Origin of the sequence: Citrobacter sp. RHBSTW-00859 (assembly GCF_013729795.1) — a bacterium.
Lineage (GTDB): Bacteria > Pseudomonadota > Gammaproteobacteria > Enterobacterales > Enterobacteriaceae > Citrobacter > Citrobacter braakii.
This window is the reverse complement of the sequence record NZ_CP056284.1, coordinates 2,050,997-2,077,486: the sequence shown is the minus strand read 5'-3', so window position 1 is coordinate 2,077,486 and position 26,490 is coordinate 2,050,997. Positions and strand designations below refer to the sequence as shown.

Genomic DNA, 26,490 nt, shown 5'->3' with positions numbered 1-26,490 from the left:
AACGCGGTTTTGTCGACGGGAAAAAAGAGGGATAGCAGATTAATCCATAACATCAGCCAACGAATCCTTGTTCCCGAATACCGAAGCATTCGGGAACATGATTACCATCGGTAATAAATGTGGTCAGCGTGATCGCGAACCGGAATGTCATCTCCCAGCAGGCGCGCCGCAAGCGTCAACGCAAAATCGAAAATATGCCCTAACCCTTTGCCGCTGATCAGATTGCCATCTTCAACAACCGGCGCATCGATATATTCCCCGTCCGTGACGTTTTGCCACAGATCTCCTGAGCAAACATAGCGACGCCCCTTCAGCAGACCGTTGCCGCCCAACACGCGCGCGGCCGCAGAACATACCGGGCAAATGAGCTTTCCTGCCTGATCATGACGAGATACAAACTGGATGACCGCCTCACTGGCGGCAAGATTAACGCTGCCCTGCGGCCCGCCTGGCAATACGACGGCATCGTAGAGATACGTCTGGCGCGCGGCCAACGTGCTATCCATCACCATCGGTACGTCATGATAACTCACCACCGCACGTGACTCTGCGCAGGCCAGGGTTTCGACTTCGATATTCAGGCGACGCAGAATATCCAGGGTAACAATCGCCTCCGCCTCTTCAAAACCGGGTGCCAGCAGCACCGCAACCTTCTTCATATGTAACTCCTTGCTTAATCCACATAAACGAAACAATTAATGACGACCAGTGCAGACTGTTAAATTTCTCAATTTGATTAAAACTGATCTGGCGCAAAAAATTAGCCATCAGATAATTTGTACTAATCCATCCCGATCGTGAAATTGCCTTTCAACTTGGGCAGATAATCATCAGATGCCAGACAATACCTTATTGTGGAATTTAATTTTGTGATATGAAACACCATTTCATTATCGTGAAAATCATTTAATGACATAAATTTCAACCCCTTACATTCATGTCATCTATATGCCAAAAAAGCAGAAGCATGAATACTGTTATGACAATATGTAAAAAAACATAAATACGCAGATTTAAGGATTTTCTTATACCAGAGCAAGCGTTATGCTGAATCTCGATCGGAGCGAATATAATTCGTGATCACTAAAGGACCGGCGGAACGGATTTATTCTGCTAACAGTTTTAATTGTACGTAGAGGTGAAGTGCAGCGGCAGCCCGCTGTACTGGCGTGAGTAACGTACATCCCCCTTTCTGGAAATAAGGATATTGATATGGCTGCAGTTGGAATTGTTCATAAACTCAATACACAAATGAACCTCGAGTTCTACGCCTCGAATCTTTACCTGCATCTCAGCGAATGGTGCTACGAGCATAGCCTGACAGGTACAGCCACGTTTCTACGCACGCAGGCGCAAGGTAACGTGACTCAAATGATGCGTATGTTCAATTTTATGAAAAGTGCCGGGGCTAATCCCATCGTCAAGGCCATGGATGTGCCGGGTGATGAACTGAGTTCCCTTGAAGAATTGTTTCAGAAAACGTTGGATGAATATCAGCAGCGTTCGAGTAAGCTCTCGCGTTTAACCAATGAAGCTGAAGCATTAAACGATGCGCCAACCATTGATTTTCTTCACGATCTGGAAAAAGAGCAGCAGCAGGATGGCGTGCTGTTACAGACGATTCTTGATGAAGTCCGCAGCGCCAAACGCGCGGGGTTGTGCATGGCGCAAACCGATAAGCACTTGCTCAACGTCGTTAACTACCAGCATCACTAATCTTCAGTTTTCATCGCGTTAATGCCGGATAGCGATGCTGCGCACCTTATCCGGTCAACCTCTGATTTTCCCTGGCACGCGCCTCCCATTCTGCGAGGCGCAAAAAAACCTTTCTAAAACCTGAAACAACGGTTTATTTTAGTGGGATTCATTCTGCGGCGTGAATTTCAACTCGATCAAGGCAACCGCTTTTTGTATTGCGCGCATAGTGACCGGATCGGCCCCTGCAGGATGGCTGGAAAAATCGATGTTTTTCAGTTGGCTGGACATTTTTTCCCGAACTTCTACCGGGGCAATAACATCAAGAACATCCAGAATTTGCTTGATAACCAGCTGACAGGCAACAACGTCCGAGAGCAGTTCCTGATCGGCATTCAATGTTTGGGACATAGTGAGCTCCTTATAGAAAGGTCGTCATAGTACCTATTCAGCGATCGAAACGATAGCCGCGCACACATTACAAATGCGCTGAAAATAAAAAAGGTCCAGTCAGTTTCTTTTGAGATGGCAAGCACAACATGAGTGAACAGTTAGCGGTTGAGAACCAACGCGGTCTTTCCCCGGCAGCATTACTTGTTGCCGGGGCTTTCTTTATGGAATTTATTGACGGCACGGTGATTGCCACAGCCCTACCCGACATGGCCAAAAGCTTTGGCGTACAGGCGGTAGACCTGAACATTGGTATCAGCGCCTACTTGATCACCCTCGCGGTGCTTATCCCCGCCAGCGGCTGGATTGCGGATCGCTTCGGCGCCCGAAAAGTGTTTACCCTGGCGCTGGCGATTTTTACTCTCGCTTCGGTTTTATGCGGTTTGTCCGAAAGCCTTGAGAGCTTTGTAGCAATGCGAATTTTACAGGGTGTGGGTGGCGCGCTAATGGTTCCTGTTGGCCGTCTCGCGGTACTGCGCACCACGCCTAAACATCAGTTGATCACCGCCATAGCGACCCTGACCTGGCCCGCGTTAGTCGCGCCTATCATCGGACCACCGCTTGGAGGATTCATTACCAGCTATGCTAACTGGCGTTGGATCTTCTTTATTAACGTACCGCTGGGAATTTTGGCGATCGCGCTGGCGCTACGTTTCATCCCGGATATTCATGACGACGAGCACCGTCCATTTGATATAGCGGGTTTTATCGCGACCTCAGTTGCGATGGTTAGCCTGGTGTATGCCATGGAGTTACTGGGAACCCAGCAGCCGCAGGGCTGGCTAACCGCCGGGCTGCTGGCGCTAGGAACCGTGACCTTTCTGTTTGCCCTGCATCATTTTCGTCACACTACCTGGCCGATGATTCGTCTTGATGCCATGAGCGTCCCTACTTTTCGCGTCACCCTGTACGGCGGGTCACTATTTCGTGCCTCTATTAGCGCTGTACCATTTCTGCTGCCGTTAATGTTCCAGGTCGGTTTTGGCATGAACGCTTTTCACGCGGGTTCGCTGGTTCTGGCGGTGTTTGTGGGCAATCTGACGATAAAACCTGCCACCACGCCGTTGATACGCTGGCTGGGCTTTAAGAAACTGCTGTTAATCAACGGTGCGTTAAACGTCCTGGCGCTGTTGGCCTGTGCATTAATTACGCCGCAGACCCCGGTGTGGGTTATTTTGTTGGTGTTGTATCTGGGCGGCGTGTTCCGCTCAATTCAGTTTACCGGTATCAGCACGCTTGCCTTTGCGGACGTCCCCGGACCACAAATGAGCTACGCCAATACGCTGTTCAGTACGGCAACACAATTAGCGGTAGGCTTGGGCATTTCATTGGCCGCTATCGGAATTCGTATCGGCGATGAGGTGAGTGAATGGCTGGCGTTAGGCAATATTCCGGGTATCAGTTTCCGGCTGGCCTTTGTCGCTATTGCGATTATTTGTCTGGTAGGTATGGTTGATACGCTGCGGCTTGCCCATGATGCTGGAAGCGCGGTTTCTAACAAGAGCAAATAGCCCGGCAGGCGAACACCGCCGGGCCAACAGGATTTAGCCAACTATCTCGCGAACAAACGATTCGATTGCTTTGTCCTGGCAGTTTTCAAAGAAGCACTGCTGGAAGCGCGGACCAGATACGGCGGTTTTTACCAGTTCAGGATCGATAGCGCGCAGAGTGTCCAGATAGTTTTCTTTTACCACCGCTGCTTTCACCTGGTTCAGAATACCCGCGTTACGCACCTGCGGTTCTTTACGCTCTGGTGGATACCCTTCGCCGTTACGACCAGTGAATGCTTTTTCAAACATATAGCGCACATTCAGCTCAGCACCCCAGCCAAAACCTTTGGCGAATGCCAGAGAAAGCGCATTCCCGTTGTTGATCTGAGAGAACAAGAATGCGTCTGCCGGATCGAGACAGTAACCGCACACCACGCCCGGATGAATATTCAGTGACATCATTGCCCCCTGACCCGTACCGCAACCCGTAACCACAAAATCCACGGCTTTGGAATTGAGCAGGATGCTGGCCATAATCCCTAAATGGATGTAGGTCAGATGATGGTCATTTTCGTCGCTCATCCCAACGTTATACACTGGAAAACCTTTCTCATCCGCAACGGCTTTAAGCTCGTTATGAATGATGGCATTTTTGCTTGCCTGGCTGTTTTCCATCATCAATGCAATTTTCATTCTGTAATCTCCTGAATGCGCTGCGGAGGCCCGCTGAAAGTCATAACATTCAGGCCACATTACTATTTTGCAAACTCAATTTCAAATTTAATGAAATTTTGTTTTATAAAATAATGAGGTGCTCACATTTTTCCTGAGACAGCTCAGAATAGCCTCAATAAAATGACGTCGTTGCGATTAATCGCAGGTGATCTTCGGGCTATTCAAGCCATTGATGCGCCACCACATATGCCATGATAGCCTATCTCCGAACTTTCAGAGCGATCACATGAAGACCTTTATCCTTGCCCTTTTGCCGCTCGTGCTGACAGGATGCACTATTACTAAACAGGCGCAGGTCAGCGAAGCCAGTGCCATCACCGGCGTCGTTCGCCTGACCTACAACCAGGCCATGCTACAAACGGCGCGTACCGATGATTACGTGACCCAAGGCACAGCCACCAAAGAGTGTCAGCGCCTGGGTTATGCCAACGCAATGGCGTTTGGTCAGCCGGTATCAACCTGTAGCGTATATGCCGGTTCTCTGTGTTTAAATACCAAAATCACGCTCGCCTGGCAGTGTCACGGCGTTGCGGTATCCCAATCGCCTGCCTTCAATTATTAATATTTTCGACCAGCACATTATTGCTGGTCTTCTGCCTTTTCATTATTTATATTCTCCGCTTAATAGCGTTAATGCGTTTTATTCCCATTCGCATTTTTAATAAATAAATTTATTATTTTACCTTTTGCAAATAATTAAATAACAAATTATAGTGACGCCACGCTAATATATAATAACGTTTGTGGAGCACAACCATGCTGAAAACAGAAATGATCGACCAACTGAATGAGCAAATGAACCTTGAATTATATTCATCTCTGCTCTACCAACAGATGAGCGCGTGGTGCAGCTATCACAGCTTTGAAGGTGCCGCCGCGTTCCTGCGCCGTCACGCCCAGGAAGAGATGACGCATATGCAGCGTCTGTTTGACTACCTGACCGATACCGGCAGCTTGCCGTGTATTAACACCGTTCCTTCCCCCTTTGCTGAATATGCGTCTCTGGACGAACTGTTCCGTGTTACTTACGAACACGAGCAGTTGATCACCCAGAAAATTAATGAGCTGGCACACGCGGCAATGACCCACCAGGATTATCCGACGTTTAATTTCCTGCAATGGTATGTTGCCGAGCAGCATGAAGAAGAAAAATTATTTAAATCTGTCATTGATAAGTTATCGCTGGCAGGGAAAAGTGGCGAAGGTCTTTATTTCATCGATAAAGAACTGGCTACGCTTGATACACAGAATTAATGTTGTGGGGTAATGAAGGCAACCCGCCATCATTACCCGCTAAAATCAGTGACGGCAGATCTTGCTTTCGTGCGTAGAGAAGCCGTCTTCTTTTGCAATAAACTTTCCCTTCGCCGCTAAAAACGCCACCAGCTCAGCTGCCGACATATCCGCCGCAGAACAGGTGTGAAAACGAGCCTGCTCGCCAAACCGTGCCGTTATCGCCGCTTCAAGGCTGGCATTTGAATACTGCTCGCCAGATTCAATCATCATGTTGAGCACTTCGTGACCGTGAATAGATTCCATACTACCTCCTCAATAAAGTCCGTAGCCTAATGTGAACGGCACGGCCTTGCTTTGCGCTAACGCAGGTTTACCCGCAGATAAATATCATTTGTGATACATCTTAACGCGCCAAACATCGTAAAGATTAATGTACATTCATTGTAACGGTGATTTGACGAAAATAGCGTTTTGCCTTAACCTGCGCCGCAGATATAACCGTTGATTATCTCTGGGACAGAGGAAAGCGTGAAAAACAGAACCCTGGGTAGTATTTTTATCGTGGCGGGAACCACGATTGGTGCCGGTATGTTGGCAATGCCGCTGGCCGCGGCAGGCGTGGGGTTTAGCGTCACGCTGGTATTGTTAGTGAGTCTTTGGGCGCTAATGTGCTACACCGCGCTGTTGCTGCTTGAAGTGTATCAACACGTACCGGCAGACACCGGGTTGGGTACGCTGGCAAAACGTTATCTTGGTCGTTACGGACAATGGGTAACGGGCTTTAGCATGATGTTTTTAATGTACGCGCTGACGGCGGCGTATATCAGTGGCGCTGGTGAGTTGCTGGCTTCCAGCATCAGCGACTGGACCGGGACAACGCTCTCCCCGACAACAGGCGTACTGCTGTTCACCTTTGTTGCCGGTGGCGTGGTTTGCGTTGGCACATCTTTGGTCGATCTGTTCAACCGTCTGTTGTTCAGTGCCAAGATAATCTTCCTGGTGGTGATGCTGGCCCTGTTAATGCCGCATATCCATAAAGTAAACCTGCTTACGTTACCGCTTCAGCAGGGGCTGGCACTGTCTGCAATCCCGGTTATCTTCACTTCGTTCGGTTTTCACGGCAGCGTCCCCAGTATCGTCAGCTATATGAACGGTAACATCCGTAAACTGCGTTGGGTGTTTATCACCGGTAGCGCCATTCCGCTAGTCGCCTATATCTTCTGGCAACTGGCCACGCTTGGCAGTATTAACTCCTCAACGTTCATGGGGCTGTTAGCCAACCACGCTGGTTTAAACGGTTTATTACAAGCATTACGTGAAGTCGTGGCTTCGCCGCACGTCGAACTGGCGGTGCATCTGTTTGCCGACCTTGCGCTGGCAACCTCTTTCCTCGGCGTCGCATTGGGATTATTTGACTACCTGGCCGACCTCTTCCAGCGCCGCAATACCGTAGCAGGAAGAATGCAAACCGGCGTGGTGACCTTCCTGCCGCCGCTGGCATTCGCGCTGTTCTATCCGCGTGGTTTCGTCATGGCCCTGGGGTATGCGGGCGTTGCCCTGGCGGTGCTGGCGCTGCTCATTCCCTCGATGCTGGCATGGCAGAGCAGAAAACAGAATCCACAGGCTAACTACCGCGTGGCAGGGGGTGCTCCGGCGCTGGCGCTGGTATTTTTGTGCGGCATTGTGGTGATAGCCGTACAGTTTTCTATTGCAGCAGGATTACTACCGGAAGTGGGTTAAAACAAAAGGGGCTTAACGCCCCTTTTTCTTAATGCAAACAGCACTGCTTATATTTTTTGCCGCTACCGCACGGACAAGGGTCATTGCGCCCTACCTTGGCATCCACTTTGACCGGTACTTTAACGGGCGTTTCCTGAGGATGCGCCATCCAGTAAGCATGCAGATCCAGCGCCGCCAGGCGGATGGCATCCACGCTCTCTTCGAACGCTTCTGGCGTCATTTTCTCAACGACCGCAAAGTTTTCTTCCGTACCGTGCAGCGCAATAGCCTCGAGCGCTGGTTTTAACGAGTCTGGTAACGCGGACCAGTCCGACAGCGCGACGCCGCGCATATAACCAAAACACCACTCTTCAACGATGGTCAGTTCATGCTCGTCAATTTCACGCAAACCAAACAGCGGCTCAAACTGCTCAGGATATTCATCCAGGCGATCGGCCGTATCCGCCATATGTTGAAACGCCAGGTTCATGAAACGCGTCATTTCTTTTTCGGAGGACCAGCGAGGAACATACTGCGCGCCGCCCCAAATAGCGACCAGCCACTGCTCCGGTTCAATTTCATACGGTGAACTCAGTACCGCCGTCAGTAAACCATCCAGTTCTGACACATCCAGAATAGCCTTATCCGTATTGTACTTAGTCAGTACATCATCCAGCCATTCCAGTTCGCTCTCGTTTAATGGTCCCGTTTTCATAACGCTTTTCCTTAGTCAAAAAATCTTGCCTGTGATCATCCTACATGGCTGGAGGGATAACAGATATAAATGGGCATATGCGGCTTACAGCAGCCGCCTGTTCAGGTTAACAGGAAAAGAGGGGAATTCCGGTAGTTAACGCACAAAAGAGAACACTAAGCCGCCGGGCATCATACCGGGAAAACACAATAAAACCACCCGCAGGTGGTTTACTGTTGTTCAATACGGTTGAGCGTTGCGGTATAGCCCGTTTTCGCTACTGCGTTAAGTAGAGTATCGGTTGGGAAACCTTCTGGCACGATGGCTTCTGCCTGCCGGGTTTTGAGAGAGGATTTTGCTTTAATCACGCCGTCAGTTTCACGTAGCGCCTGATTGACCGAAATAACGCATAACGAGCAGGTCATATTTTGTATATCCAGCACCACTTTTTGATTGGCCGCCTGAGCCCACAGCGGCAACAGCAAGCATGCAACTAACGCGAAGATCTTCATTCAAATACCTCATAAAACCAGGCAACAAGCGTTGGGTAAAATAGCACCGGCAAAATCAATGCCAGCGCGCACCAGTAGAGAACGCGCGCTTGCTTCAGAGTTAACCACCCGGAGCACCACAACCGTTTGGAAAAATAGAGCCGCCAGAAGACACGCAGTAATAATCCCAGGGACAGCAGTACCAGAGGAGTTCGCAAAAACTCAAACCGGGTGAAAACGGCGAAGCTCGCCGCCGAAATACCAAACAGCAGGTAAAGTAGCGGTCCAACACAGCATAAGCCAGCGGTGACGGCGGCCGCAGCAGCCGTCAACAGGGTAATCCCCGCACCTTTAGCGTTGTTCTGTGGCGACATAGCTGTAGGAGAACGCTTTAGGATCATAAAAATTGATCGGGTCACCATCGACTTCAGCGTAAGGATAACCAAAGTTATTCATGGCCCCCTGCTCCGTTGCCGGATACAACTCGAAATCACGTCCGTAGTTGAATCCAACCCAGTTCATTTCCCAGTTACCAAACAGGTAAGCGTTAACCGCCTGGACATCGGCATCCTGATGCGTTTTTTTCTCTGCCAGACGCATTTTGGTCACGTCAGCAGGATCGCACGGTAACCAACCGTAACCTGCCAGATAGAACTCAGCACGGCAGTGTTGACCGCCGCTCACATTGGCAACGCCTGCACTGTCGGCTGTGCCAAAAGCACTTTTCGAGTAACGTTCGAGCTTATTGGCCTTGCCCAGACGGATGCCAAACAGTTCGCGCGCCGGAATACCGCTGGCTCGCGCCAGAGCAACAAAAACGGAACTCATGTCGGTGCATTTTCCTTTGAGCTTACCGCTTTTTAATATCTCCGCCACATCCCCCGTGCCGCAGCCAATAACGTCGTTGTCACGCTCCATATGGCTGCTGACCCATTCGTAAATCAGGCGCGCTTTTTTCAGCGGATCCTGCTCATTACCGGTGATTTTACGCGCGGTTTCCAGGACCAATCCATCAACTGGAGTATGTGCCGTCGGCAACAGATACGGTTTTACATCCAGCGGATAAATAATCTGCTCAGGTGCCTGCCAGTTTTTCAGCGCGTCCTGCTTCAGCGGTTCCCAGTCGGCGGTTTCAATGTCGATATCAACGTTAACCAACAATTCACCCTGCGAGTCAGCCCAGGTGGCAAACAGCGTTTTCGCGCCATAGGTATTATTGGTGGTGACGTACGCCTGCTTATAGTTTCCGCTAAAGGCAAGCGCCGTCATTTGTTGAAACGCGGTATCCACCGGTAGCGGGATCCACAGTTTCACCACGCCGCTCGATCCCTTAGGAGGATTAAGTTTATACGTTTGAGATAAGACAAAGCGTCGACGAGCTATTGGCGCAACGGATGGCTCAGCGGCACGTACCGTCTGGCTAATGACTGCAGGGCCGACTAATCCGGCGGCGGAAAGGAGAACGCTATTTTTGAGAAACTGACGACGTTGCATTGCTGTCTGTCCAGGTTGTAAGAGTTGAGCTACGGCTAAAGGGGAAACCGTACGCGATCATCACAGCAGACAGAGGCTGGCATAAAAAGGCGAGTCGATGGAGATTATTCATCAATAACAGACCTGTTAACTGTGAATGAAGTGAGAAACTGCAAGGTCGCTATTAAGCCATTTACAGCCAAAAAAGTACAGTAGCGGAGATACGTTCAGACTATATACACAGTCGTTGCCAGTTTGCGGGCTAACCCTCTTTCCCCCTCGCGCATGACCGTATTGTGATTCCAGCGAAATACAGGTGCTGCCAGCGGGGCAAGATAATTCATCCAGCGGATCGTGGTACGCACATTCCAGTCATATCTGACAATAGTCGCTGTACCATTGGCAGTAAAAGACCATACCCCTCGCCCTTCCACCGCGCCGCTGGCTTGTCCTTCAAGCAGTGTGCAAGGCCGTATTTTCAACACATTGATATCAAAGGTTAAGCGATAAGGAAGCGCCCCTTTCCAGGTATAACGATGCAACGCCCCAATACCCCGTAAATCCCCTTTCCTTATCTCAACGATGCGCTCCAGACTTCCCCACCATTCAGGCCACCTATCCGGATGGGAAAAAACATCCCATACCTCCTGAACTGAAGCCTCAACCCGCCAGATTGTGGAAAACTGATAGTCAGCCATAGTGCAGGCTCCCTCAAGGCGTGAAAAAATTGACGGGGAAACGGGTGTTGATAACCATAGCATCCAGCAGAACAGTTTCTAATCGCTGCCCATCTGGCGCATAGCTGATCACTTTGGCAGGGAGTCCGTGATAATTATCCAGCCAGATGTCGTAGCGGTGAACGCAACTCGCGGAGAAAATGAGACGCGCATAACCGCCCCCTGTATCGGTACTATCTGTAAACTGGAGTCATCATCTGTCGACTGTTTTTATTATAGTTCTTAATTGCGCGGCACTCCTCTCCCACCCCCTCAGACTCCGTACAGGCAACAGGCTTAAACTGTTCATTTTCTATTCAGATGAGATGACGACATAAGACTATACTTTAATAGCCATACTTTTAATGGGTATTAATCATGAAACTGCCACCGGTATTTTCATGCGCCGTCCTCGTATTGCTGCTGGCGTCATCGTCTGCCGCAGCCAGCGCGTTACAAAACCAGGCCGCAAGAGAGCAAGAGTTAAGCGCGGCACTTCTTGCAGGAAATGGCGTCATCATCATTGGCGGGACGGATGATTTCGCTTTCACATTCAGGACACGTAACCGAATCCACAGACATTTGGCGATTCAGGATGGCATAGGCGATCCCATCATGATGAATGGTTTTCAGGACCACAACTATAACCCCGCCCGGGATGGCTTTATCAACAACCCAGCCCGGGGAAGGTTTATGTTTAATGCACCGATTCGTCGATAGATTGATTGGCAATGGGGAGTGTGTAGCGGGCGGCTTAACGTATCTGGCAGGCTTACTTGACGCAAAATACCTATGGTTCGTCAAAAGCCGGCACAAAAAAACCACCCGTAGGTGGTTTCGCGACACTGCTTATTGCTTTGATTCTTCTATTCTTTCCCATGGTTCCGGTGTGGGATTTGCCCCCACACAGCACGAACGCCGAGCAGTTCAGAATATTTTTCAAGAAGTTAATATGTAACTTACTTCTGCGTAAACACCTTTGTTAATCAGGTATGCGGGGTCGGAAGTCCGGCAACAGAAAACTGGTGATTCGATTATTTTTAACCTGCGTGGTTAAGCTTGTTGCAGACCGTTCAAATCGTTAAGCATCCGCTTGAGACATTTGATTTTATTCTTATCGCGAACTGATTGCGAAAGCTTACTGAGTTGAAAAAACGTTTTGTCACCAAACCCGTCAATGACTTTGAAGCGATAATCCTGACGCTCGCTATCCCAGGCATAAACAATGTTTTTACAATGCAAGGAGTTAATAATGACTTTGGTGCTGACAAACCATGCTAAAAAAGCATTCAGCTTCTGCAATTTGCTGTCATCGAGTTCTTTTTTGAGAGCAAGCTGATAAAGAGTTTGAGCAAGGTTGCCATGCTCATCGCACTCCTTCACAGTGATCTGCCCTAGACCTTTATTTGTTTCAACAAGGCCTTCGATCTTTTGCATATAAAGAGAGTCTGTTTGATGACCAGGCTTGCATTCTTTGAGGTCCCGGAAGACTTCCCGTAACTTGCTTTTATAGTTCGCAATATCTGAAATAACGATTTTGATCAGCAGGTTACTATCCTGTGGATGCTGAAAGACGTAACGATCGTTACCTCGTGCAAGTAAGTCTTCATCTGTCAATACAAGCTCTTGTTTCATGATAGTTTTTGACTCTTACCCTAAGGGAAATGAAATTGCCTCAACTGACCTGCATCGGTAAGTTCTGCTAATCAAAAACTATTATGTATATATTTATTTCAATAATTGATAAACGAAATGCATTCGGAGTGAGACAAATGTCTCTTCAGGCAAGTGGGCAGGCTAATGAACCTGTTTTGATCCCCCGCAAATACGCTTCTCCAGTCGTGAACGAGGGTTATCAGCAAAGAGCAGGCACCGGTATGAAGTCAACAGGCACCCGATAATATTAAGCGGAAAGATTACTTAACCCGTTTCCCCGTTTCGTCAATGACCTTTTCGCCATCCTCTTTGGTAAAAGAGCCTTTCTGAGCTTCAGGTAAAATATCCAGCACAATTTCTGAGGGACGACAAAGACGCGTGCCAAGCGGCGTCACTACAATCGGCCGATTAATCAGGATCGGATGCTGAATCATAAAATCGATCAACTGCTCATCAGAAAACTTATCTTCATCAAGACCAAGCTGCTCATAAGGTTCAACGTTCTTCCGCAGCAATGCGCGTACTGAAATGCCCATATCTGAAATCAGTTTGGTCAGTTCATCACGAGTCGGGGGCGTATCGAGATAATAAATAATAGTTGGTTCGTTACCGCTGTTACGGATCATCTCCAGCGTGTTACGTGAGGTGCCACAGGCCGGGTTGTGATAGATGGTAATGTTGCTCATATCAATATCTCATTACAAAGTGACAGAGAGCCGCCACGCCAGCGCGGCCAGAGTGACGAATAGCACGGGCAGAGTCATGATAATGCCGGTGCGGAAGTAATATCCCCAGGTGATGGTCATATTTTTCTGTGCCAACACATGAAGCCACAGCAGAGTTGCCAGACTGCCTATCGGGGTGATTTTAGGCCCTAAATCGCAGCCAATCACATTGGCATAAATCATCGCCTCTTTGACGACGCCGGTCGCAGCACTCCCGTCAATGGACAATGCACCAATCAGCACCGTCGGCATATTGTTCATCACAGACGACAGGAAGGCAGTCAGGAAGCCGGTACCGAACGTGGCAGCCCATAAACCTTTGTCTGCCAGCATATTGAGTACGGCAGAAAGATACTCAGTGAGTCCTGCATTACGCAGGCCGTAGACGACCATATACATACCCAGCGAGAAAATCACGATCTGCCAGGGCGCCCCGCGCAGCACTTTCCCGGTATTAATGGCGTGGCCACGCTTGGCTACCACGAACAGCACCGCAGCCCCAACTGCTGCTATCGCGCTTACTGGGATCCCCAGCGGCTCCAGAACAAAGAAACCGACCAGCAGGAACAGCAGAACAATCCAGCCCGCCCTGAACGTCGCCGGATCTTTAATCGCACTGGCAGGCATCTTGAGCAGTGAAACGTCATAACTGGCCGGGATGTCGCGGCGGAAGAAGAGATGGAGCATGACCAGCGTGGCAGCAATGGCCGCCAGGTTCACAGGAACCATCACGGAGGCATACTGTGTAAAGCCCAGGCCGAAGAAATCCGCCGAGACAATATTGACCAGGTTAGAGACAATCAGCGGCAGGCTGGCAGTATCTGCGATAAATCCTGCAGCCATGACAAAGGCCAGCGTCGTCGCCTGGCTGAACCCCAGGGCGAGTAGCATCGCAATCACAATCGGCGTCAGTATCAGTGCTGCACCGTCGTTAGCAAACAGCGCAGCAACAGCAGCGCCAAGCAGTATTATCCAGGTAAACAGCAGGCGACCACGCCCGTTACCCCAGCGGGAGACATGCAGCGCGGCCCATTCAAAGAAACCGGACTCATCGAGCAGCAGGCTGATTATAATCACCGCGATGAATGCCGCTGTTGCGTTCCAGACGATATTCCAGACTACGGGAATATCATCAATGTGGATGACCCCCGTCCCCAGTGCCAGTAAGGCTCCGATACTTGCGCTCCAGCCAATGCTGAGACCTCTGGGCTGCCAGATGACCAGGACCAGCGTCAGTATAAAAATACTCCCTGCCAAAAGCATTTTAGATTCCTTTATATATGATTATGTGTATGTGAAAAATTCTCTCAACAGGATGTGCAGGCTGATTTTTTCAGCCATTCACCCACATCTTTCCTCAGACACTGCCAGGACGTCGTGATCGTCTCAGCGGCCCACGCTGGCATGTGGGGAGACAGACGGTAGTGAATCCATTTGCCTTCCCGGCGGTCAAGCACCAGCTCTGCTTCACGCAGAATAGCCATGTGGCGAGAAATTTTAGGCTGTGATTCAGAGGTCGCCGCGCATATATCGCATACGCACAGTTCGCCGGATTCCCGGAGAAGCATAACAATCGCGAGACGGGTTTCATCCGACAGGATTTTAAAAAGCTGAACAGGCTGTAGCATTTTTTACTCCGTTCCCTTTAGAATACATATATGATAAATCATATGTGTTGAATTTGAAATCACAGAACCTCCCGGAGGAGTAAAAAATGGAACACTTTCCTGCACTGAATGCTGATTGCTTCGATCAGCAGATTGCTGAACGCCTGCAGCTCCAGGAGCCGCCACGCATACTGATCCTGTATGGCTCGGTAAGAGAGCGTTCTTACAGTCGTTTTGCCGCAGAAGAAGCAGGACGCCTGCTGACGGCGATGGGAGCGGAAGTAAGACTGTTTAATCCCTCAGGTTTACCCCTGCCGGATGATGCCCCAGATACGCACCCAAAAGTCACCGAGCTGCGCGAGCTGGTCAGATGGTGTGATGGGATGGTGTGGAGTTCCCCAGAGCGGCATGGGGCAATGAGTGCGGTGATGAAGGCACAGATCGACTGGATCCCCTTAAGCGAAGGGGCCGTTCGCCCTTCACAGGGAAAAACACTAGCGGTGATGCAGGTCTGCGGCGGGTCGCAGTCGTTTAACGCCGTGAACCAGATGCGTATCCTTGGGCGCTGGATGAGGATGTTCACGATCCCTAACCAGTCCTCAGTAGCCAAAGCCTGGCAAGAATTCGATGAGAACGGGCGAATGAAACCTTCGTCCTGGTATGATCGTATCGTCGATGTCGCCGAGGAGTTGTTTAAAATCACGCTGCTGCTCAAGGGGCAAACCGATTACCTTGCCGATCGCTACAGCGAACGAAAAGAGAGCCATCAGGAGCTTTCATCCCGCGTCAATCAGGCGAAAATATAACGGCCTTTCTTTCTGAGCTCAAACTCAAAAACGTCCGCTTTTTGCTGTGCGTTCAATGCTGGATGCAACAATGTTAATTCTTTGCTGGCTGCGAACCGATAAGCCAGCTCCTTTTTGAAAATACTGTCTGAGCAATCTGTTCATATTTTCATATGAACCACGCAGCCAGGGAGATTGAGGATTACAGAAATAAATTTGGGAAGCCGCCCTTATCATCAGGCTCTTTGCGATACCTTTTCTTTATATTTACATATCCAAAACATCATAAAGTTAAGATTTTTTGGACAAATTAGGGTATGGTTGAAGTTCATCCACTCAAGGAAAAGCCTATGTCAGAACGTAAAGACTCTAAATCACGCCGTAACTATCTTGTCAAATGCACCTGCCCAAACTGTACCCAACAATCTGAACACAGTTTTTCAAGAGTACAAAAAGGTTCTCTTTTAATCTGTCCTCATTGCAATAAAGTATTCCAGACAAACCAAAAAGAAGCAGCCTGAATCCGTTTTAGACTCTATTTCTGGAACAGAATCACCACATCTGTATTTTAAGATTTATCAAGCTACAGATAATAGAAAACCCGCTGGCTGCGGGTTTAGTATTTTCATATTTAAAAAATAAAAATTATGGTGATATCTGGGAAAAGCTATCTCCTTGCGTACGTTGTCGTGCAAGGCAAGCGGTTAGACTTTTTGTGCAGCGAACCTACACGTACTCACAATGGTCAGCATACTTTCTCATGCAAAAGAGAGATGAAATATGCTGACCGTTGCCCTGAATGCCGGATCAGTAACATTTCATCTCTACTGACCCAACAATACATCCATTGCTTCTGTCAGTATGTCTACTCAGGCTTTAGCCTTCTTCGTTATCGCATACAGACAAAAAAAGGATTTACTCTGTAATAACTACATTGCCAGCAACCGGACCTTTAGTACCATTCTCAATGGAGTAAGAGACTTTTTGCCCTTCAAACAAGGTGCGGAAATTATCGCTCTGGATAGCAGAAAAATGTACAAATAAATCTTTACTACCATCAACAGGAGAAATAAAACCGAATCCCTTATCGGCATTAAACCATTTTACTAAACCATTCATCTTTTTTGACATTTTGTATTCCTTAATTTGGCCTTCCGGCGAACATGGTTTTATTACAGAAACTACTTAGTGCTTAGTGGGGAGACTCAAAGAAGGGATAAATATAAAACACCTGAAATGAGAACTGCTTTAGTAAACTACTTTGTATTTTGTCTGTTCTTCAAACCGACGCGACCATTAACGCACGGGCGTATATAATAATCAATGTTTATTTTAGCTATCCAGATCTCACGATTGCTGAAAAATATTTCTGGCATTATCCAGGGGTATGTGTATAGTGCAACACGTTATTAGCTTTAAGGAATTTTTTTGTCTCGTAAAATGACAGGAATTGTTAAAGCCTTTGACTGCAAGAGCGGTAAAGGCCTTATCTCCCCCTCCGATGGTCGCAAAGATGTACAGCTTCACATTTCAGCCTTAAGTCTCCGTGACTCAGAAGTACTCATCCCCGGATTACGCGTTGAGTTTTGTCGAATAAATGGTCTTCGAGGCCCCTCGGCTGCGAACGTTTATCTCTCATGACCTGTAGCCGCCCCTCCTGACTTCTGGAATCATAAAAGAGAATTTCAAAACAGGGAGAGTTTCATATGTATCAGAAAATCTATCTCAACGACTGGCTGACGGGCCTTAAGAGCTCATGCTGCACGCTGATAGTAACTCTGCTTGTTTTCATCTAACCTGTTAGTTCAAGACCGGTAAGAGATGCAATAGCGTTGGCGTACCTGTGTTGAGCCCGTCAGGGTGATATGTTTGCGTTACACCCCAAATGCCTGTGATGCACAAAGGATGAAAGCCAGGGGATTTCTGAGCTTGAAGGTTCGCTGAGCGAGAAGCGAGAAATTTCAGGCACAAAAAAACCACCCGTAGGTGGTTTCACGACACTGCTTATTGCTTTGATTATTCTTTTCTTTCCCATGGTACCCGGAGTGGGACTTGAACCCACACAGCGCGAACGCCGAGGGATTTTAAATTGGTTGTTAAAATCAATATAATCAAAGGATTATAAAAATATTCCGAACATAGACATGAATTTCATCACATTAAATACATGCACTTACAAACTCTATGGAACCTATCTTCGGAATAATTAGTGAATAAAAATGCGTTATTCTGTAGCCCTGTACCACGTCTGCCAGCGATAGATATTAGTCCGTAGTTCCCGCACGCATTCCGTCGTCTGGTTATCCGCCTGTAGGTCTTCGTCGCTATCCCGCCCGGCGTCACTTGCCTTGCATGGCGGGTTCATCAAATCCGGGGATATTGTTGGCCGCGTCGATTGCTCGCTGCCGCAACTGCACAGCGTGATCGTCAAAATCGCAATTAACATGATTCGGGTCGTTAACATATTTCACCACGTCTCGGTAGATGGTCCGGTAAATCACTTTTCCTTCTGCGCTGGCCGCTGCTGCTTTTTGCTCGCCGGTAGCGACGGCTTTCTCCACCTTTTTGTCCTTCGCTGTATGCTCGCTGTTTACCTTGTCGCTGTGCGCATACCAACCTTTCAGGTAACCGGCATAATACGTACCAGCCAAGAGCGCCAGCAGAGCGGCCAGCGATAACAGCTTCGATTTAATGGTCACTGGTCTATCCCCCAGCACGCTAACGCGCTCTCCTGATCACGGCGCTCAACCTGACCATAGCAACCATTCTTCTGGCCTTTGGTCAGACGGCAATCACGACCACCGTCTTTAATCCACCAGCGGATAGCTTCACATGCCCCTTTCCGGTCACCAGCATTAATACGCTTGTAGAACGTCGAGGGGAAACATTTACCCGGGCCGATGTTGTACGGGCAGAACGAAGCAATACCGGCTTTCTGCGGTTCGGTCAGCGGCACCTTAATATTGCGGTCAACCCAAGCCAGCGCCTTATTGCGTTCAATGGCGTTTACCTGATCACATTTCGCCTGTGTAAGCTTCATGCCCCGCACCACCGATTTACCATCCACCGTTGTGGCGCCACGGCAAATCGTCCAAATGCCAGAGCCGTCCTTGTACGCGGTTAGACTGTTTCCCTCTTTCTCATTCAGGAACTGGTCGAGAATGATAGTTGCTGGTGCGCCAGCGAGTACCAGCCCCAGAACAGCAGCACTTAGTTTCGCTCTGTTATTCACGACTTGTTCTCCGTCTCTGCCATTACACGCTGAACCTTCGCAACGACTTCATCGCTCTGGTCGATGTTATGAGTATCCGAGCGGCTAAGAAATTCGATCACTGCCCGTGTACGCTGCCGGTCTAACGCAAGACGCTCTGCCGAAGCATGGCGGTCAGCTTTGATTTTCGATCGGCGATCAAGCCAGCCAAAAAAGGAGAGAAGAAAACCGAGAACGGCCAGGACAAGATAGGTTAAATCAAGAGTGGTAATGCCAAGATAAGCGGCAACGGTAGTTAGCCCGTTACCTATCCATGAAAGCCAGTTGTTTTGCGGGTTCATCCTCATACCTTACCCCCGTAGGGAACACTATTAAGTGCTCTGAGGGTAAGGTGGTGATGTGGTCGGAATCCTGACTTTGTTGCACAGGTCGATCAATATCCTGAATGATGCTAAACTACCGCCTACTCAGAATTGACTGATTTTTCTAATGTTAAAGTTATTCGCTAAGTACACATCGATTGGCGTTCTGAACACGCTCATTCACTGGGTCGTGTTTGGAGTTTGCATTTATGGGCTGCACACGAATCAAGCACAGGCCAACTTTGCAGGGTTTGTAATTTCCGTCTCATTCAGCTTTTTTGCTAACGCCAGATTTACGTTTAAAGCATCAACAACTACCATGCGCTACATGCTGTATGTTGGACTAATGGGAACGCTCAGCGCCGCTGTTGGGCGGGTTGCCGATAAGTGCACTCTGCCACCAGCGGTTACCCTGATCACGTTTTCCGCTATCAGTCTGGTATGCGGTTTTATTTATTCAAAATTCATTGTCTTTAGGAATTCAAAATGAAAATTTCGCTGGTCGTTCCGGTCTTCAATGAGGAGGCCGCAATACCAATCTTCTACAAAACGGTGCGGGAATTCGACAAGTTAAAGCAGTATGAAGTTGAAATAGTTTTCATCAATGATGGCAGTAAAGACGCAACAGAATCAATTATCAACGCGCTTGCGATGTCAGACCCTCTTGTAGTTTCACTGTCATTCACAAGGAATTTTGGTAAAGAGCCAGCTTTGTTTGCTGGACTTGAACATGCAACTGGCAATGCAGTAATACCTATAGATGTTGATCTTCAGGACCCAATCGAGGTTATCCCGCACCTGATAGAGAAATGGCAGTCAGGATCTGACATGGTTCTTGCTAAGCGATCAGAACGTTCTACTGATGGTCTATTAAAGCGGAAAACAGCGGAGTGGTTCTACAAACTACATAACAAAATCAGCAATCCAAAGATTGAGGAAAATGTTGGTGATTTTCGGCTGATGAGCCGCGATGTTGTCGAAAACATAAAGAGAATGCCAGAACGAAACCTGTTCATGAAAGGCGTGTTGAGTTGGGTTGGTGGCAAGACAGACGTCGTTGAATATGTCCGTGCTGAACGTGTTGCGGGAGATTCAAAGTTCAATGGCTGGAAATTATGGAACCTAGCACTTGAAGGTATTACCAGCTTTTCAACTTTTCCTCTCAAAATATGGACATATATAGGTTTGTTCGTCGCCGGTACAGCGTTCACGTATGGCTCGTGGATGATTATTGATACGTTAGCATTTGGTAACCCCGTTAGAGGTTATCCGTCAATTCTGGTATCGATTCTTTTCCTTGGAGGCATCCAACTTATTGGAATAGGTATTCTTGGTGAATATGTCGGACGTATATATATAGAAACAAAAAAACGACCAAAATATTTTTTAAAGGGTAAAAAATGAATTTAAAAAAAGAAATCAACGACAATAGCATTAAGATAATGGTTATAGCATTTATAACGTCTTTACTCGTTTATTTTCAAAACCTAACCAACTTTTCTATATCAATAGACACAGAGTACGCTTTTTTTTCATGGCCTAATGAAGGTATTTTATGGTGGATTTCTCTAGGGCGGTGGGGTTCAGCAATAATCGACTATATATTTAGGGTAAACGCCTACACGCCGGGATTTACAACTCTCGTAATGTTAGCGCTTAATGTTATAACTGCGTTCTTATTAGCTGTAAACACGTTTAAGCTCCTTAGTACAAGGATAATGTTTGCTATTATTTTTGTATCATTTCCGCAATTTGCTTATCAAGCTGAGTTTGCTCAGCAGTCCGATACCGTTGCATTAGGTCAACTTCTCGCATGTATATCAGGTCTGATACTTTATTCTTCAATCTTTGGAAAAGACAAAATAAATATAAAACTTCTATTCATTGGGGTTTTAGTGCTTGCCTTTTCACTAGGAATATATCAATCACTAATCTCTTTCCCTGTCATTGTATTTTTAATGCAATTTATTGCAAAATGTAATGAAGAATGCAAAAAGAGAATCATTAAATGTTTTTCAATATTTTCGCTTGCAATAATACTTGCTACATCCATTTATTATATAATGGTTTTTTTAAGTCATGCTATATTCAACGTAACCACACCCGCATATCTTAAAGGCACCTTTCACTGGCTAAAAGAACCTGTATACGAAACGCTTCAAAGGGTGAGTGAGGTTGTGATATCAACACTCACAGGTGATTATTATTTTGGGGCTAGCATTATTCCGTTCATGGTGGCTCCCGTTGTTTTTCTTTCCTATAGTCAGGTAATCAATCATGATAAAAATATTATAAAATTAATATCAATATTAACATTAGCAATCAGCCCCTTCTTTGTGGTTATCGGACTCGGGGGCATACAGGGCCCCAGAGTTTTGCTTGGGTTATCTGTAACATTCGCTTTTCTATTTGCTTTCGCTATAGAAAAATTAAAAACATGCAGCAAAGTAAAAAGCACACTGTCAACCCTAATTTGCACAATTGTAGTTTACTATAGTGCATCAACAGTAAATATGCTCTTTTACTCTGATTCAATGGCAAGAGAGATAGATTCCAACATAACTAACAGGATATTGTCCCAACTACAAAGTAAGTATGGTAACTTTAATCCGTCAACGGATGTCGTAAGTTTCATCGGTGCGTATCCCACATACAACCCTTGGAAAAAAAATAATTCTGACACCTTTGGTGAGTCAATGTTTAGTTTTTCAGGAGGAGATCCTCGTAGAATTACAAAATATGCAGCAATGATAAGTGGGTTTTCTTTAAATTTACACATTGCAAGTAACGATGAAAAAGAAGAATTAAAACTCATTCCGTCATGGCCTGACGCGAACTCAATAACAGTTATGAATGGAATTTATTTCATTAAGCTAGGAGATTAATAAATGGCAAGAGGTGGTTTCTACCTCTTGCCTTACAAAATCAACCAAACTTTTTATTATGAACAGAAATTTAGCCTGATGATAATCTAGCAACAACACCAGCCATGATAAAAACGATAATCTGATCGTAGTTTAATCCGTATGTGTCGGCCTCTAGATCATGCTCAATCATTTTATACTTTCTGTAATCAAGCCCGTGTCTATCCATTACCTTCATGACATGTTGTACGGTATACCCAATGTTAACCCCCGCCTGCTCGCCAAAGTCTCGGCAGTCCTTGAGCCATCGGAAAGTACCTGCGCCTAATGCAAGCTCTTGGGATGCTGCAATCTCGGCATCAGTGAATGGTTCAATCTCAGTTTTCTGGCGTGCATCAGAGGTAGTAACCACACCACCTGCTGAATATACACTAGCCCATCGCTTGGTTGCGTTACCTAGTGTATAGGTGTTATCTACATGCGGTCCGATAGCACCATTAACATCCAGCGGGAATAGAGGATTAGTTGTATTTACACCAACGTCACCCCCCCTGGGGTTCAGTGTAACCTGATAGTTATTACCTGATGCATCGCTACCCTGAATGAACCCTCCATTGTTACCACTGTTACTATGTGAGCCAATCCATAATTCCCTACCACCGTCATTATATGAAGACCTAAATATTACTGATGTTTTCAACGTTGAATCTGACAGGGGAGTATTTGTTTTATTGTCTACAGAAAATAACGCCCTTGGGGATCCTCCCGTATTCATTACCCCAACAAGCCCACCTGGTGTTATCTCCATAACTTTATGTGGCTTATAGGCCCCATCATCACCATTGTAGAACCGTATGGGGTAATAGTATCCGTTGCCAGCTATACCGGCTCTAATCTCGTATTCACCAGTCGCTTTTGCAGATATAGTGAGATTTTCTTCGTCAGCCCCCGTAGTCTTCTGCACACGGATCGTACTTAGCTGCGCCCCAATATCGTCACGCATTTTATATATTGCGCCTGTAGCATTTATAGTCGTGTCCTGTAAATTACAAGTGTTGCCATTATTTGAAATGCTGACAACAGTGCGTAGCGTACCATTCAGCCAGAATTTATAAGTTCCATTACCGTAACCGAAGAAAAAAAACGGGTCCCCTGACGTTCTGGTGCAAACGCCGTTAATCACGTCACATATGCCACCACCAGTGGTGTACACATAATGGAATTTTGAGTGAGTACCCACTGCCGCAGTAAGATTTCTACCGCCGATTTCAGTAACAGATACCTGGTCTTTTGAAGCGATCGCAGTAATCACTAGCGCCCTTTCGAATGCATAAATAGCATCCCCAATAGCCCAGTTTTTGGTATCAAATTCTGTTCCGCTTTCACGCACAAGTACGTTTTGCGATTGATGAACTAACTGCCCTTGAGCGGCGGAACCATAAATTACAACTTCTGATGGATTATAGTTTTTACTGGTTTGGATACGCATCCAGTTAGCATGTCCATCTGATGATAGGAACATGCCATCGCCGGAATCCATGAGAGCACCCCCGCCAACTTTGAACCCCCCTGAATTTGCAGTAGTACCGGCCGAAACAATGCCAGCTCCAAATTTGGTCTCATCCCGTTTACGATACTGGACATTAAGGAATGCCGAGAAGGATGCTGCTGGTGATAATATTGCCTCGGAGTCCACAACCAGTGTTGGGAGTTTCGCCCATACTAAGGCTATTGGTGTATTGCAAACATAATTCCCCTGCGGAACATGCAAAGTGGCACACCCGGATGGGAGGTTGGATATCATAGAAGCCCAAGCCGCGCTCTCGTCTGTACCATCCCCCCTGATTCCGAAATCTTTTACGCTCAGTGTGTCGGCGTTTTTATCATGCTGTGTACGCCCCACAGATCCAGAATATGGCTGTTTTACCCCGATAAGAGCATCGCCCTTGCCGCTATCGGTACTCGCGAGATCTACCAACACATCAGCAGCGCTACCACTCTCCGGACGAACGAATATCGGAGCACCCTCAGCATTGTAAGCCTGTAATCTGTTTGCACGCTGCTCAGCTGGTGCAAGCGGTGCCACGTAGTTTTCAGGTACGCGCAATGTCCGATTAAGATTGTTGGCACCAACTTGATCTACATAATTTTTCGTGGCTGCATCCTGTTTATCTACAGGGTCAGCCAGTTTTTCTATACGGTACCCTTCTGCGTTAAACGGTCCTCCAAGCAACGGGCGACGTAACGCCAGTCCGAGATAAATAAAAGAACGCTGGATAGCCATCCAGAGGCGGTCAAAATCTTTATTGACGGTATCTGCCAGCAGATCGCCATTGTCCTGGTAATCAGTCAGGCGATAGGTAGGAACAACACGTTCCAGCATAACAACCGTGCCGTTAGCAGGTGGGGTTAAAAACGTAAGATCACCACCGCTAACGTTACCCACTCCCGACACAGTAAATCCAGTAGTAACAGGCGTACCATTAAGACTCACCTGAATATCGCTGGCGCTGATGATGTAGAACTCAAAGGGAAAAACGGTCGTCAGACCGTTGGCGTTATAAATAATATAGGGGGTCTGATTCGGTACCGACATGGCGTGTAACCTCTGGCAGGGTTAATAATCGACTTCGACCTCATGGTCTCCGTCACTTAACTGCCAATGTTCCCGCGATTGTCCGGTCGGAATCCCGACCACTTTGCCGATACGAACCGGCGTTGCACTAATAGCACCCGCACCAGAATCAATGAAATCGTCCGGCTGGTTGGTCAGTGCCGGGTTAAAGTCCCGCATCTGGTCGTACATCGGGCCATCAAGCACGTCAGTGTGCGCCCACAGGAAACGGGAAGACAAAGGAGCTTCGAACGCATCAAGGATACGCTTCTGCTTGTTTGTCACGCTGAATTCTTCCCGCACGCCGCACCCGGTACCTTTTAACGCCTGCCGCAGCAGTTTTCCCGCAAAGCCGCCGGGGCCGTTTACCTCGACACAAACAACGGGGATCTGGTATCGGATAACCAGCTCTTTAATCTGGGCGACCTGCCCGCCAGTAATCTTGTCGTTATCGTCAAACTCTGCCAGTTCACCAGTCAGCTCCTTGCAAACATGCCAGTACAGATGTCCGCGCGCGTCAGTCAGTATCAGGGATAACGCTGAGGCGTCCGCTTTCACTTTACCGGTTGCCACGTCCCACCACGCCACAGCACCAACAATTTGCGTGCTGCCGAGCCACATCGAGGCGGTACGGTTGGCGTAGCGAATTTCAGGATGGATGTTGTACTCGCGTATGCGGTCAGGATCGAGACGAACATCGCCAACGGGTTTACTGTGCAACTGGTACTGGCTGTCCCACTCGTTAACGGTGCGACATTCTTTACGGCGCAGCTCCAGCTCATCATGATCGAATCGCTCAGGCCAGGCACATCCGGCATAGAAATCAATAACCGTCTCTGGCGCCGCAGCAAACTCCACGCCGTCGGCGGTCAGCTTGTAGTCGACATCCTCGACCAGCAGGCGGGCCGCTTTATGGATGCCCGCGAAAACGTACTCAGGGCGGAAGGGTAATATATAGCGCAGTTGCGTGGCGTCTTTCGCCTCGATGCGCTTTTCTTTCTCAAACAGTTTAATGGTCAGACAGTCAGCACCTGCCGATTCCATTTCATCGTAGAGGCTGTCATGTGTGTGCGGTGTACCGATAAAGAGCTTTCGCCCGCCGGGGATCAGGATGTGAGTTTGCTCGCTCAGGCGATATCGCAGTTTCTCACGCGCTTCCGGCGTCTGGATGTTGCCGGGGACTTCCACGTCGTCGTTCTGGCACTCATTAGCGCGTGCGCCGGTGACGTTCGACAGGATACCTTTTGCGAACATACTGGCGTTACGCATATCCAGCGAACCGTTAACCCACCATTGCTCGACCGTGCCGATCCCGTCGGGCAACATGCCTTTTGTCAGGGGGTGGTTGCGTAAAACGTTCTGCGTATCGCGGCTGGTTTTACGCGCTGTGGAATCTGATTCAGACTGATGCAGAATACGGTACTGGCGATCGCAGTAATATCGCCAGGCGTTATAGACGCCAAGAATGGTGGATTTACCGAACCCACGAAAGCAGCGGAGCACAGCTAGATTCCCGCGATGCTCCAGCCAGTGGCAGGCGCGATAGTGGCAGTCCGGAACGTCCCAGTTCATCCGTTCCGCCCACATTAAAAAGAAGGCGAGGAACGAAATCATTTTTTGCCTTTCTGCAGACGCTCGATAATGGCGAGCGCTTCGCGCTCAGCCTTCGATACCTGCTGCCCCAGCGCAAAGGCTTCATCATCCTGTCCTGGATTGTCAGAAGGCGTACCACCACGCGTCTGCATGCCAATAAGGGAATGCACCTTAATCAGCAGCGTCAGCGAAGCCGCCGCGTTCTTCTTATCCCAGTAGCGGTCGCCGCGCTCGTCTTTGGTCAGTTCGCTGGGTTTCTTACCCGCCCCCGGCCAGTTGTCCGGATCAGCTTCCTCGAGCACCACGTCAGTAAGTTTGTCGCTCAGCGCGGTAAGGCGTGTCTTGTAATCCTGATGCATAAAAAAGCCCTGTAG

General features: G+C 48.0%; 33 protein-coding genes and 1 pseudogene. 13 read left to right on the top strand and 21 right to left on the bottom strand.

Features of this window, described 5'->3' with window-relative positions; genetic code table 11:
• Positions 1 to 101: 101 nt before the first annotated feature.
• Positions 102 to 659 (bottom strand): DJ-1/PfpI family protein, encoded by a 558-nt coding sequence (locus tag HV302_RS10335; protein WP_019077051.1) that lies wholly within the window; start codon positions 657 to 659, stop codon positions 102 to 104.
• 553 nt (positions 660 to 1,212) lie between these two features.
• Here HV302_RS10335 and HV302_RS10330 point away from each other — a divergent pair.
• Positions 1,213 to 1,716, top strand: a complete 504-nt coding sequence (locus HV302_RS10330; protein ID WP_016153451.1) for a non-heme ferritin-like protein — start codon at positions 1,213 to 1,215, stop codon at positions 1,714 to 1,716.
• A gap of 138 nt (positions 1,717 to 1,854) precedes the next feature.
• On the opposite strand, the gene HV302_RS10325 is transcribed toward HV302_RS10330, so the two are convergent.
• Positions 1,855 to 2,106 carry a DUF2766 family protein gene (locus HV302_RS10325; RefSeq protein ID WP_016153452.1) on the bottom strand — a complete coding sequence of 84 codons (252 nt, stop codon included), beginning with the start codon at positions 2,104 to 2,106 and terminating at the stop codon, positions 1,855 to 1,857.
• A 128-nt stretch (positions 2,107 to 2,234) separates the two neighbouring features.
• Here HV302_RS10325 and HV302_RS10320 point away from each other — a divergent pair, with 128 nt between their 5' ends.
• Entirely contained in the window at positions 2,235 to 3,656 is a 1,422-nt protein-coding gene (locus HV302_RS10320; protein ID WP_181627298.1) for an MFS transporter, read from the top strand.
• 33 nt (positions 3,657 to 3,689) lie between these two features.
• Here the strand turns inward: HV302_RS10320 and HV302_RS10315 are convergent, their stop codons facing one another.
• Positions 3,690 to 4,328 carry an RpiB/LacA/LacB family sugar-phosphate isomerase gene (locus tag HV302_RS10315; RefSeq protein WP_047416570.1) on the bottom strand — a complete coding sequence of 213 codons (639 nt, stop codon included), beginning with the start codon at positions 4,326 to 4,328 and terminating at the stop codon, positions 3,690 to 3,692.
• A 268-nt stretch (positions 4,329 to 4,596) separates the two neighbouring features.
• On the opposite strand from HV302_RS10315, the gene HV302_RS10310 reads away from it, so the two are divergent.
• Positions 4,597 to 4,932, top strand: coding sequence for a YecR-like lipofamily protein (locus tag HV302_RS10310; protein WP_016153455.1), 336 nt, complete (start codon positions 4,597 to 4,599; stop codon positions 4,930 to 4,932).
• Positions 4,933 to 5,126: 194 nt separating this feature from the next.
• The gene (gene ftnA / locus HV302_RS10305; protein WP_016153456.1) at positions 5,127 to 5,624 is read left to right on the top strand and encodes a non-heme ferritin; all 498 of its coding nucleotides are present in this window, start codon (positions 5,127 to 5,129) and stop codon (positions 5,622 to 5,624) included.
• Positions 5,625 to 5,669: 45 nt separating this feature from the next.
• Here ftnA and HV302_RS10300 read toward each other — a convergent pair whose 3' ends face one another.
• Positions 5,670 to 5,909, bottom strand: coding sequence for a YecH family metal-binding protein (locus tag HV302_RS10300; RefSeq protein WP_016153457.1), 240 nt, complete (start codon positions 5,907 to 5,909; stop codon positions 5,670 to 5,672).
• 225 nt (positions 5,910 to 6,134) lie between these two features.
• Between HV302_RS10300 and tyrP the strand changes: the two genes are divergently transcribed.
• Positions 6,135 to 7,346 (top strand): tyrosine transporter TyrP, encoded by a 1,212-nt coding sequence (tyrP, locus tag HV302_RS10295; protein WP_016153458.1) that lies wholly within the window; start codon positions 6,135 to 6,137, stop codon positions 7,344 to 7,346.
• Positions 7,347 to 7,374: 28 nt separating this feature from the next.
• Here tyrP and HV302_RS10290 read toward each other — a convergent pair whose 3' ends face one another.
• The 5 genes from HV302_RS10290 to HV302_RS10270 form a co-directional block, all read right to left on the bottom strand.
• Positions 7,375 to 8,040, bottom strand: coding sequence for a YecA/YgfB family protein (locus tag HV302_RS10290; protein WP_019077057.1), 666 nt, complete (start codon positions 8,038 to 8,040; stop codon positions 7,375 to 7,377).
• 209 nt (positions 8,041 to 8,249) lie between these two features.
• Positions 8,250 to 8,531 (bottom strand): heavy-metal-associated domain-containing protein, encoded by a 282-nt coding sequence (locus HV302_RS10285; protein WP_016153460.1) that lies wholly within the window; start codon positions 8,529 to 8,531, stop codon positions 8,250 to 8,252.
• Positions 8,528 to 8,884 (bottom strand): mercuric transporter MerT family protein, encoded by a 357-nt coding sequence (locus tag HV302_RS10280; protein ID WP_047416569.1) that lies wholly within the window; start codon positions 8,882 to 8,884, stop codon positions 8,528 to 8,530. Before HV302_RS10280 ends, HV302_RS10285 begins: the two co-directional genes overlap by 4 nt.
• Complete coding sequence (locus HV302_RS10275) at positions 8,862 to 10,004, bottom strand: transglutaminase-like domain-containing protein (protein ID WP_029139580.1); 1,143 nt, start codon at positions 10,002 to 10,004, stop codon at positions 8,862 to 8,864. The genes HV302_RS10280 and HV302_RS10275 overlap by 23 nt, the downstream gene beginning before the upstream one ends.
• Positions 10,005 to 10,210: 206 nt before the next feature.
• Positions 10,211 to 10,681, bottom strand: coding sequence for an SRPBCC family protein (locus HV302_RS10270; protein ID WP_181627297.1), 471 nt, complete (start codon positions 10,679 to 10,681; stop codon positions 10,211 to 10,213).
• A gap of 396 nt (positions 10,682 to 11,077) precedes the next feature.
• Here HV302_RS10270 and HV302_RS10265 point away from each other — a divergent pair, with 396 nt between their 5' ends.
• Positions 11,078 to 11,419 (top strand): hypothetical protein, encoded by a 342-nt coding sequence (locus tag HV302_RS10265; protein WP_016156827.1) that lies wholly within the window; start codon positions 11,078 to 11,080, stop codon positions 11,417 to 11,419.
• A 333-nt stretch (positions 11,420 to 11,752) separates the two neighbouring features.
• Here the strand turns inward: HV302_RS10265 and HV302_RS10260 are convergent, their stop codons facing one another.
• The 4 genes from HV302_RS10260 to HV302_RS10245 form a co-directional block, all read right to left on the bottom strand.
• Positions 11,753 to 12,334, bottom strand: a complete 582-nt coding sequence (locus HV302_RS10260; protein WP_016156828.1) for a YrbL family protein — start codon at positions 12,332 to 12,334, stop codon at positions 11,753 to 11,755.
• 281 nt (positions 12,335 to 12,615) lie between these two features.
• Positions 12,616 to 13,041, bottom strand: a complete 426-nt coding sequence (gene arsC, locus HV302_RS10255; RefSeq protein WP_016153466.1) for a glutaredoxin-dependent arsenate reductase — start codon at positions 13,039 to 13,041, stop codon at positions 12,616 to 12,618.
• Positions 13,042 to 13,053: 12 nt separating this feature from the next.
• Positions 13,054 to 14,343 carry an arsenic transporter gene (locus tag HV302_RS10250; RefSeq protein ID WP_016156830.1) on the bottom strand — a complete coding sequence of 430 codons (1,290 nt, stop codon included), beginning with the start codon at positions 14,341 to 14,343 and terminating at the stop codon, positions 13,054 to 13,056.
• Between the two features lie 44 nt (positions 14,344 to 14,387).
• Positions 14,388 to 14,708 (bottom strand): transcriptional regulator, encoded by a 321-nt coding sequence (locus tag HV302_RS10245; protein WP_016153468.1) that lies wholly within the window; start codon positions 14,706 to 14,708, stop codon positions 14,388 to 14,390.
• An 86-nt stretch (positions 14,709 to 14,794) separates the two neighbouring features.
• On the opposite strand from HV302_RS10245, the gene arsH reads away from it, so the two are divergent.
• The gene (arsH, locus tag HV302_RS10240) at positions 14,795 to 15,493 is read left to right on the top strand and encodes an arsenical resistance protein ArsH (protein WP_016153469.1); all 699 of its coding nucleotides are present in this window, start codon (positions 14,795 to 14,797) and stop codon (positions 15,491 to 15,493) included.
• Positions 15,494 to 15,517: 24 nt separating this feature from the next.
• Here the strand turns inward: arsH and HV302_RS28255 are convergent.
• A pseudogene (locus HV302_RS28255) lies at positions 15,518 to 15,691 on the bottom strand (IS30 family transposase); the annotation flags it as partial.
• Positions 15,692 to 15,822: 131 nt separating this feature from the next.
• Between HV302_RS28255 and HV302_RS10235 the strand changes: the two are divergent.
• On the top strand, positions 15,823 to 15,993 hold the full coding sequence (locus HV302_RS10235; protein ID WP_162835200.1) for a YnfU family zinc-binding protein: 171 nt from the start codon (positions 15,823 to 15,825) through the stop codon (positions 15,991 to 15,993).
• A gap of 394 nt (positions 15,994 to 16,387) precedes the next feature.
• On the opposite strand, the gene cspA is transcribed toward HV302_RS10235, so the two are convergent.
• Positions 16,388 to 16,603: an RNA chaperone/antiterminator CspA gene (gene cspA, locus HV302_RS10230; protein WP_016153470.1), complete on the bottom strand. Its 216-nt coding sequence runs from the start codon at positions 16,601 to 16,603 to the stop codon at positions 16,388 to 16,390.
• A 297-nt stretch (positions 16,604 to 16,900) separates the two neighbouring features.
• Here cspA and cspH point away from each other — a divergent pair, with 297 nt between their 5' ends.
• On the top strand, positions 16,901 to 17,113 hold the full coding sequence (gene cspH / locus HV302_RS10225; protein ID WP_049040548.1) for a cold shock-like protein CspH: 213 nt from the start codon (positions 16,901 to 16,903) through the stop codon (positions 17,111 to 17,113).
• A gap of 65 nt (positions 17,114 to 17,178) precedes the next feature.
• A complete protein-coding gene (locus tag HV302_RS28560; protein ID WP_016153471.1) occupies positions 17,179 to 17,268 on the top strand; it encodes a hypothetical protein in 90 nt (29 codons plus the stop codon).
• Between the two features lie 543 nt (positions 17,269 to 17,811).
• Here the strand turns inward: HV302_RS28560 and HV302_RS10220 are convergent.
• The 3 genes from HV302_RS10220 to HV302_RS10210 are packed head-to-tail and all read right to left on the bottom strand — an operon-like array spanning position 17,812 to position 19,030.
• Positions 17,812 to 18,171: a hypothetical protein gene (locus tag HV302_RS10220; protein WP_181627296.1), complete on the bottom strand. Its 360-nt coding sequence runs from the start codon at positions 18,169 to 18,171 to the stop codon at positions 17,812 to 17,814.
• The gene (locus HV302_RS10215; protein ID WP_181627295.1) at positions 18,168 to 18,704 is read right to left on the bottom strand and encodes a lysozyme; all 537 of its coding nucleotides are present in this window, start codon (positions 18,702 to 18,704) and stop codon (positions 18,168 to 18,170) included. The genes HV302_RS10220 and HV302_RS10215 overlap by 4 nt, the downstream gene beginning before the upstream one ends.
• Positions 18,701 to 19,030 carry a hypothetical protein gene (locus HV302_RS10210; protein ID WP_181627294.1) on the bottom strand — a complete coding sequence of 110 codons (330 nt, stop codon included), beginning with the start codon at positions 19,028 to 19,030 and terminating at the stop codon, positions 18,701 to 18,703. The genes HV302_RS10215 and HV302_RS10210 overlap by 4 nt, the downstream gene beginning before the upstream one ends.
• 142 nt (positions 19,031 to 19,172) lie before the next feature.
• On the opposite strand from HV302_RS10210, the gene HV302_RS10205 reads away from it, so the two are divergent.
• The 3 genes from HV302_RS10205 to HV302_RS10195 are packed head-to-tail and all read left to right on the top strand — an operon-like array spanning position 19,173 to position 21,930.
• Positions 19,173 to 19,535: a GtrA family protein gene (locus tag HV302_RS10205; protein WP_160387618.1), complete on the top strand. Its 363-nt coding sequence runs from the start codon at positions 19,173 to 19,175 to the stop codon at positions 19,533 to 19,535.
• Entirely contained in the window at positions 19,532 to 20,449 is a 918-nt protein-coding gene (locus HV302_RS10200; RefSeq protein ID WP_160387620.1) for a glycosyltransferase family 2 protein, read from the top strand. The genes HV302_RS10205 and HV302_RS10200 overlap by 4 nt, the downstream gene beginning before the upstream one ends.
• Positions 20,446 to 21,930, top strand: coding sequence for a glucosyltransferase domain-containing protein (locus HV302_RS10195; RefSeq protein ID WP_175136012.1), 1,485 nt, complete (start codon positions 20,446 to 20,448; stop codon positions 21,928 to 21,930). The genes HV302_RS10200 and HV302_RS10195 overlap by 4 nt, the downstream gene beginning before the upstream one ends.
• Before the next feature lie 70 nt (positions 21,931 to 22,000).
• Here HV302_RS10195 and HV302_RS10190 read toward each other — a convergent pair whose 3' ends face one another.
• From HV302_RS10190 to HV302_RS10180, 3 genes are read right to left on the bottom strand one after another with little or no spacing between them, the layout of a single operon-like run.
• A complete protein-coding gene (locus HV302_RS10190) occupies positions 22,001 to 24,505 on the bottom strand; it encodes a phage tail fiber domain-containing protein (protein WP_181627293.1) in 2,505 nt (834 codons plus the stop codon).
• A gap of 21 nt (positions 24,506 to 24,526) precedes the next feature.
• Positions 24,527 to 26,137, bottom strand: a complete 1,611-nt coding sequence (gene terL / locus HV302_RS10185) for a phage terminase large subunit (protein ID WP_152933127.1) — start codon at positions 26,135 to 26,137, stop codon at positions 24,527 to 24,529.
• On the bottom strand, positions 26,134 to 26,475 hold the full coding sequence (locus HV302_RS10180; protein WP_001619040.1) for a hypothetical protein: 342 nt from the start codon (positions 26,473 to 26,475) through the stop codon (positions 26,134 to 26,136). Before HV302_RS10180 ends, terL begins: the two co-directional genes overlap by 4 nt.
• Positions 26,476 to 26,490 lie beyond the last annotated feature (15 nt).

Coding starts and splice junctions, on each gene's coding strand:
- HV302_RS10335 (WP_019077051.1), bottom strand. CDS start 659: ATGAAGAAGGTTGCGGTGCTGCTGGCACCCGGTTTTGAAGAGGCGGAG.
- HV302_RS10330 (WP_016153451.1), top strand. CDS start 1,213: ATGGCTGCAGTTGGAATTGTTCATAAACTCAATACACAAATGAACCTC.
- HV302_RS10325 (WP_016153452.1), bottom strand. CDS start 2,106: ATGTCCCAAACATTGAATGCCGATCAGGAACTGCTCTCGGACGTTGTT.
- HV302_RS10320 (WP_181627298.1), top strand. CDS start 2,235: ATGAGTGAACAGTTAGCGGTTGAGAACCAACGCGGTCTTTCCCCGGCA.
- HV302_RS10315 (WP_047416570.1), bottom strand. CDS start 4,328: ATGAAAATTGCATTGATGATGGAAAACAGCCAGGCAAGCAAAAATGCC.
- HV302_RS10310 (WP_016153455.1), top strand. CDS start 4,597: ATGAAGACCTTTATCCTTGCCCTTTTGCCGCTCGTGCTGACAGGATGC.
- ftnA (WP_016153456.1), top strand. CDS start 5,127: ATGCTGAAAACAGAAATGATCGACCAACTGAATGAGCAAATGAACCTT.
- HV302_RS10300 (WP_016153457.1), bottom strand. CDS start 5,909: ATGGAATCTATTCACGGTCACGAAGTGCTCAACATGATGATTGAATCT.
- HV302_RS10290 (WP_019077057.1), bottom strand. CDS start 8,040: ATGAAAACGGGACCATTAAACGAGAGCGAACTGGAATGGCTGGATGAT.
- HV302_RS10285 (WP_016153460.1), bottom strand. CDS start 8,531: ATGAAGATCTTCGCGTTAGTTGCATGCTTGCTGTTGCCGCTGTGGGCT.
- HV302_RS10280 (WP_047416569.1), bottom strand. CDS start 8,884: ATGTCGCCACAGAACAACGCTAAAGGTGCGGGGATTACCCTGTTGACG.
- HV302_RS10275 (WP_029139580.1), bottom strand. CDS start 10,004: ATGCAACGTCGTCAGTTTCTCAAAAATAGCGTTCTCCTTTCCGCCGCC.
- HV302_RS10270 (WP_181627297.1), bottom strand. CDS start 10,681: ATGGCTGACTATCAGTTTTCCACAATCTGGCGGGTTGAGGCTTCAGTT.
- HV302_RS10265 (WP_016156827.1), top strand. CDS start 11,078: ATGAAACTGCCACCGGTATTTTCATGCGCCGTCCTCGTATTGCTGCTG.
- HV302_RS10260 (WP_016156828.1), bottom strand. CDS start 12,334: ATGAAACAAGAGCTTGTATTGACAGATGAAGACTTACTTGCACGAGGT.
- arsC (WP_016153466.1), bottom strand. CDS start 13,041: ATGAGCAACATTACCATCTATCACAACCCGGCCTGTGGCACCTCACGT.
- HV302_RS10250 (WP_016156830.1), bottom strand. CDS start 14,343: ATGCTTTTGGCAGGGAGTATTTTTATACTGACGCTGGTCCTGGTCATC.
- HV302_RS10245 (WP_016153468.1), bottom strand. CDS start 14,708: ATGCTACAGCCTGTTCAGCTTTTTAAAATCCTGTCGGATGAAACCCGT.
- arsH (WP_016153469.1), top strand. CDS start 14,795: ATGGAACACTTTCCTGCACTGAATGCTGATTGCTTCGATCAGCAGATT.
- HV302_RS10235 (WP_162835200.1), top strand. CDS start 15,823: ATGTCAGAACGTAAAGACTCTAAATCACGCCGTAACTATCTTGTCAAA.
- cspA (WP_016153470.1), bottom strand. CDS start 16,603: ATGTCAAAAAAGATGAATGGTTTAGTAAAATGGTTTAATGCCGATAAG.
- HV302_RS28560 (WP_016153471.1), top strand. CDS start 17,179: ATGTATCAGAAAATCTATCTCAACGACTGGCTGACGGGCCTTAAGAGC.
- HV302_RS10210 (WP_181627294.1), bottom strand. CDS start 19,030: ATGAGGATGAACCCGCAAAACAACTGGCTTTCATGGATAGGTAACGGG.
- HV302_RS10205 (WP_160387618.1), top strand. CDS start 19,173: ATGTTAAAGTTATTCGCTAAGTACACATCGATTGGCGTTCTGAACACG.
- HV302_RS10200 (WP_160387620.1), top strand. CDS start 19,532: ATGAAAATTTCGCTGGTCGTTCCGGTCTTCAATGAGGAGGCCGCAATA.
- HV302_RS10195 (WP_175136012.1), top strand. CDS start 20,446: ATGAATTTAAAAAAAGAAATCAACGACAATAGCATTAAGATAATGGTT.
- HV302_RS10190 (WP_181627293.1), bottom strand. CDS start 24,505: ATGTCGGTACCGAATCAGACCCCCTATATTATTTATAACGCCAACGGT.
- terL (WP_152933127.1), bottom strand. CDS start 26,137: ATGATTTCGTTCCTCGCCTTCTTTTTAATGTGGGCGGAACGGATGAAC.
- HV302_RS10180 (WP_001619040.1), bottom strand. CDS start 26,475: ATGCATCAGGATTACAAGACACGCCTTACCGCGCTGAGCGACAAACTT.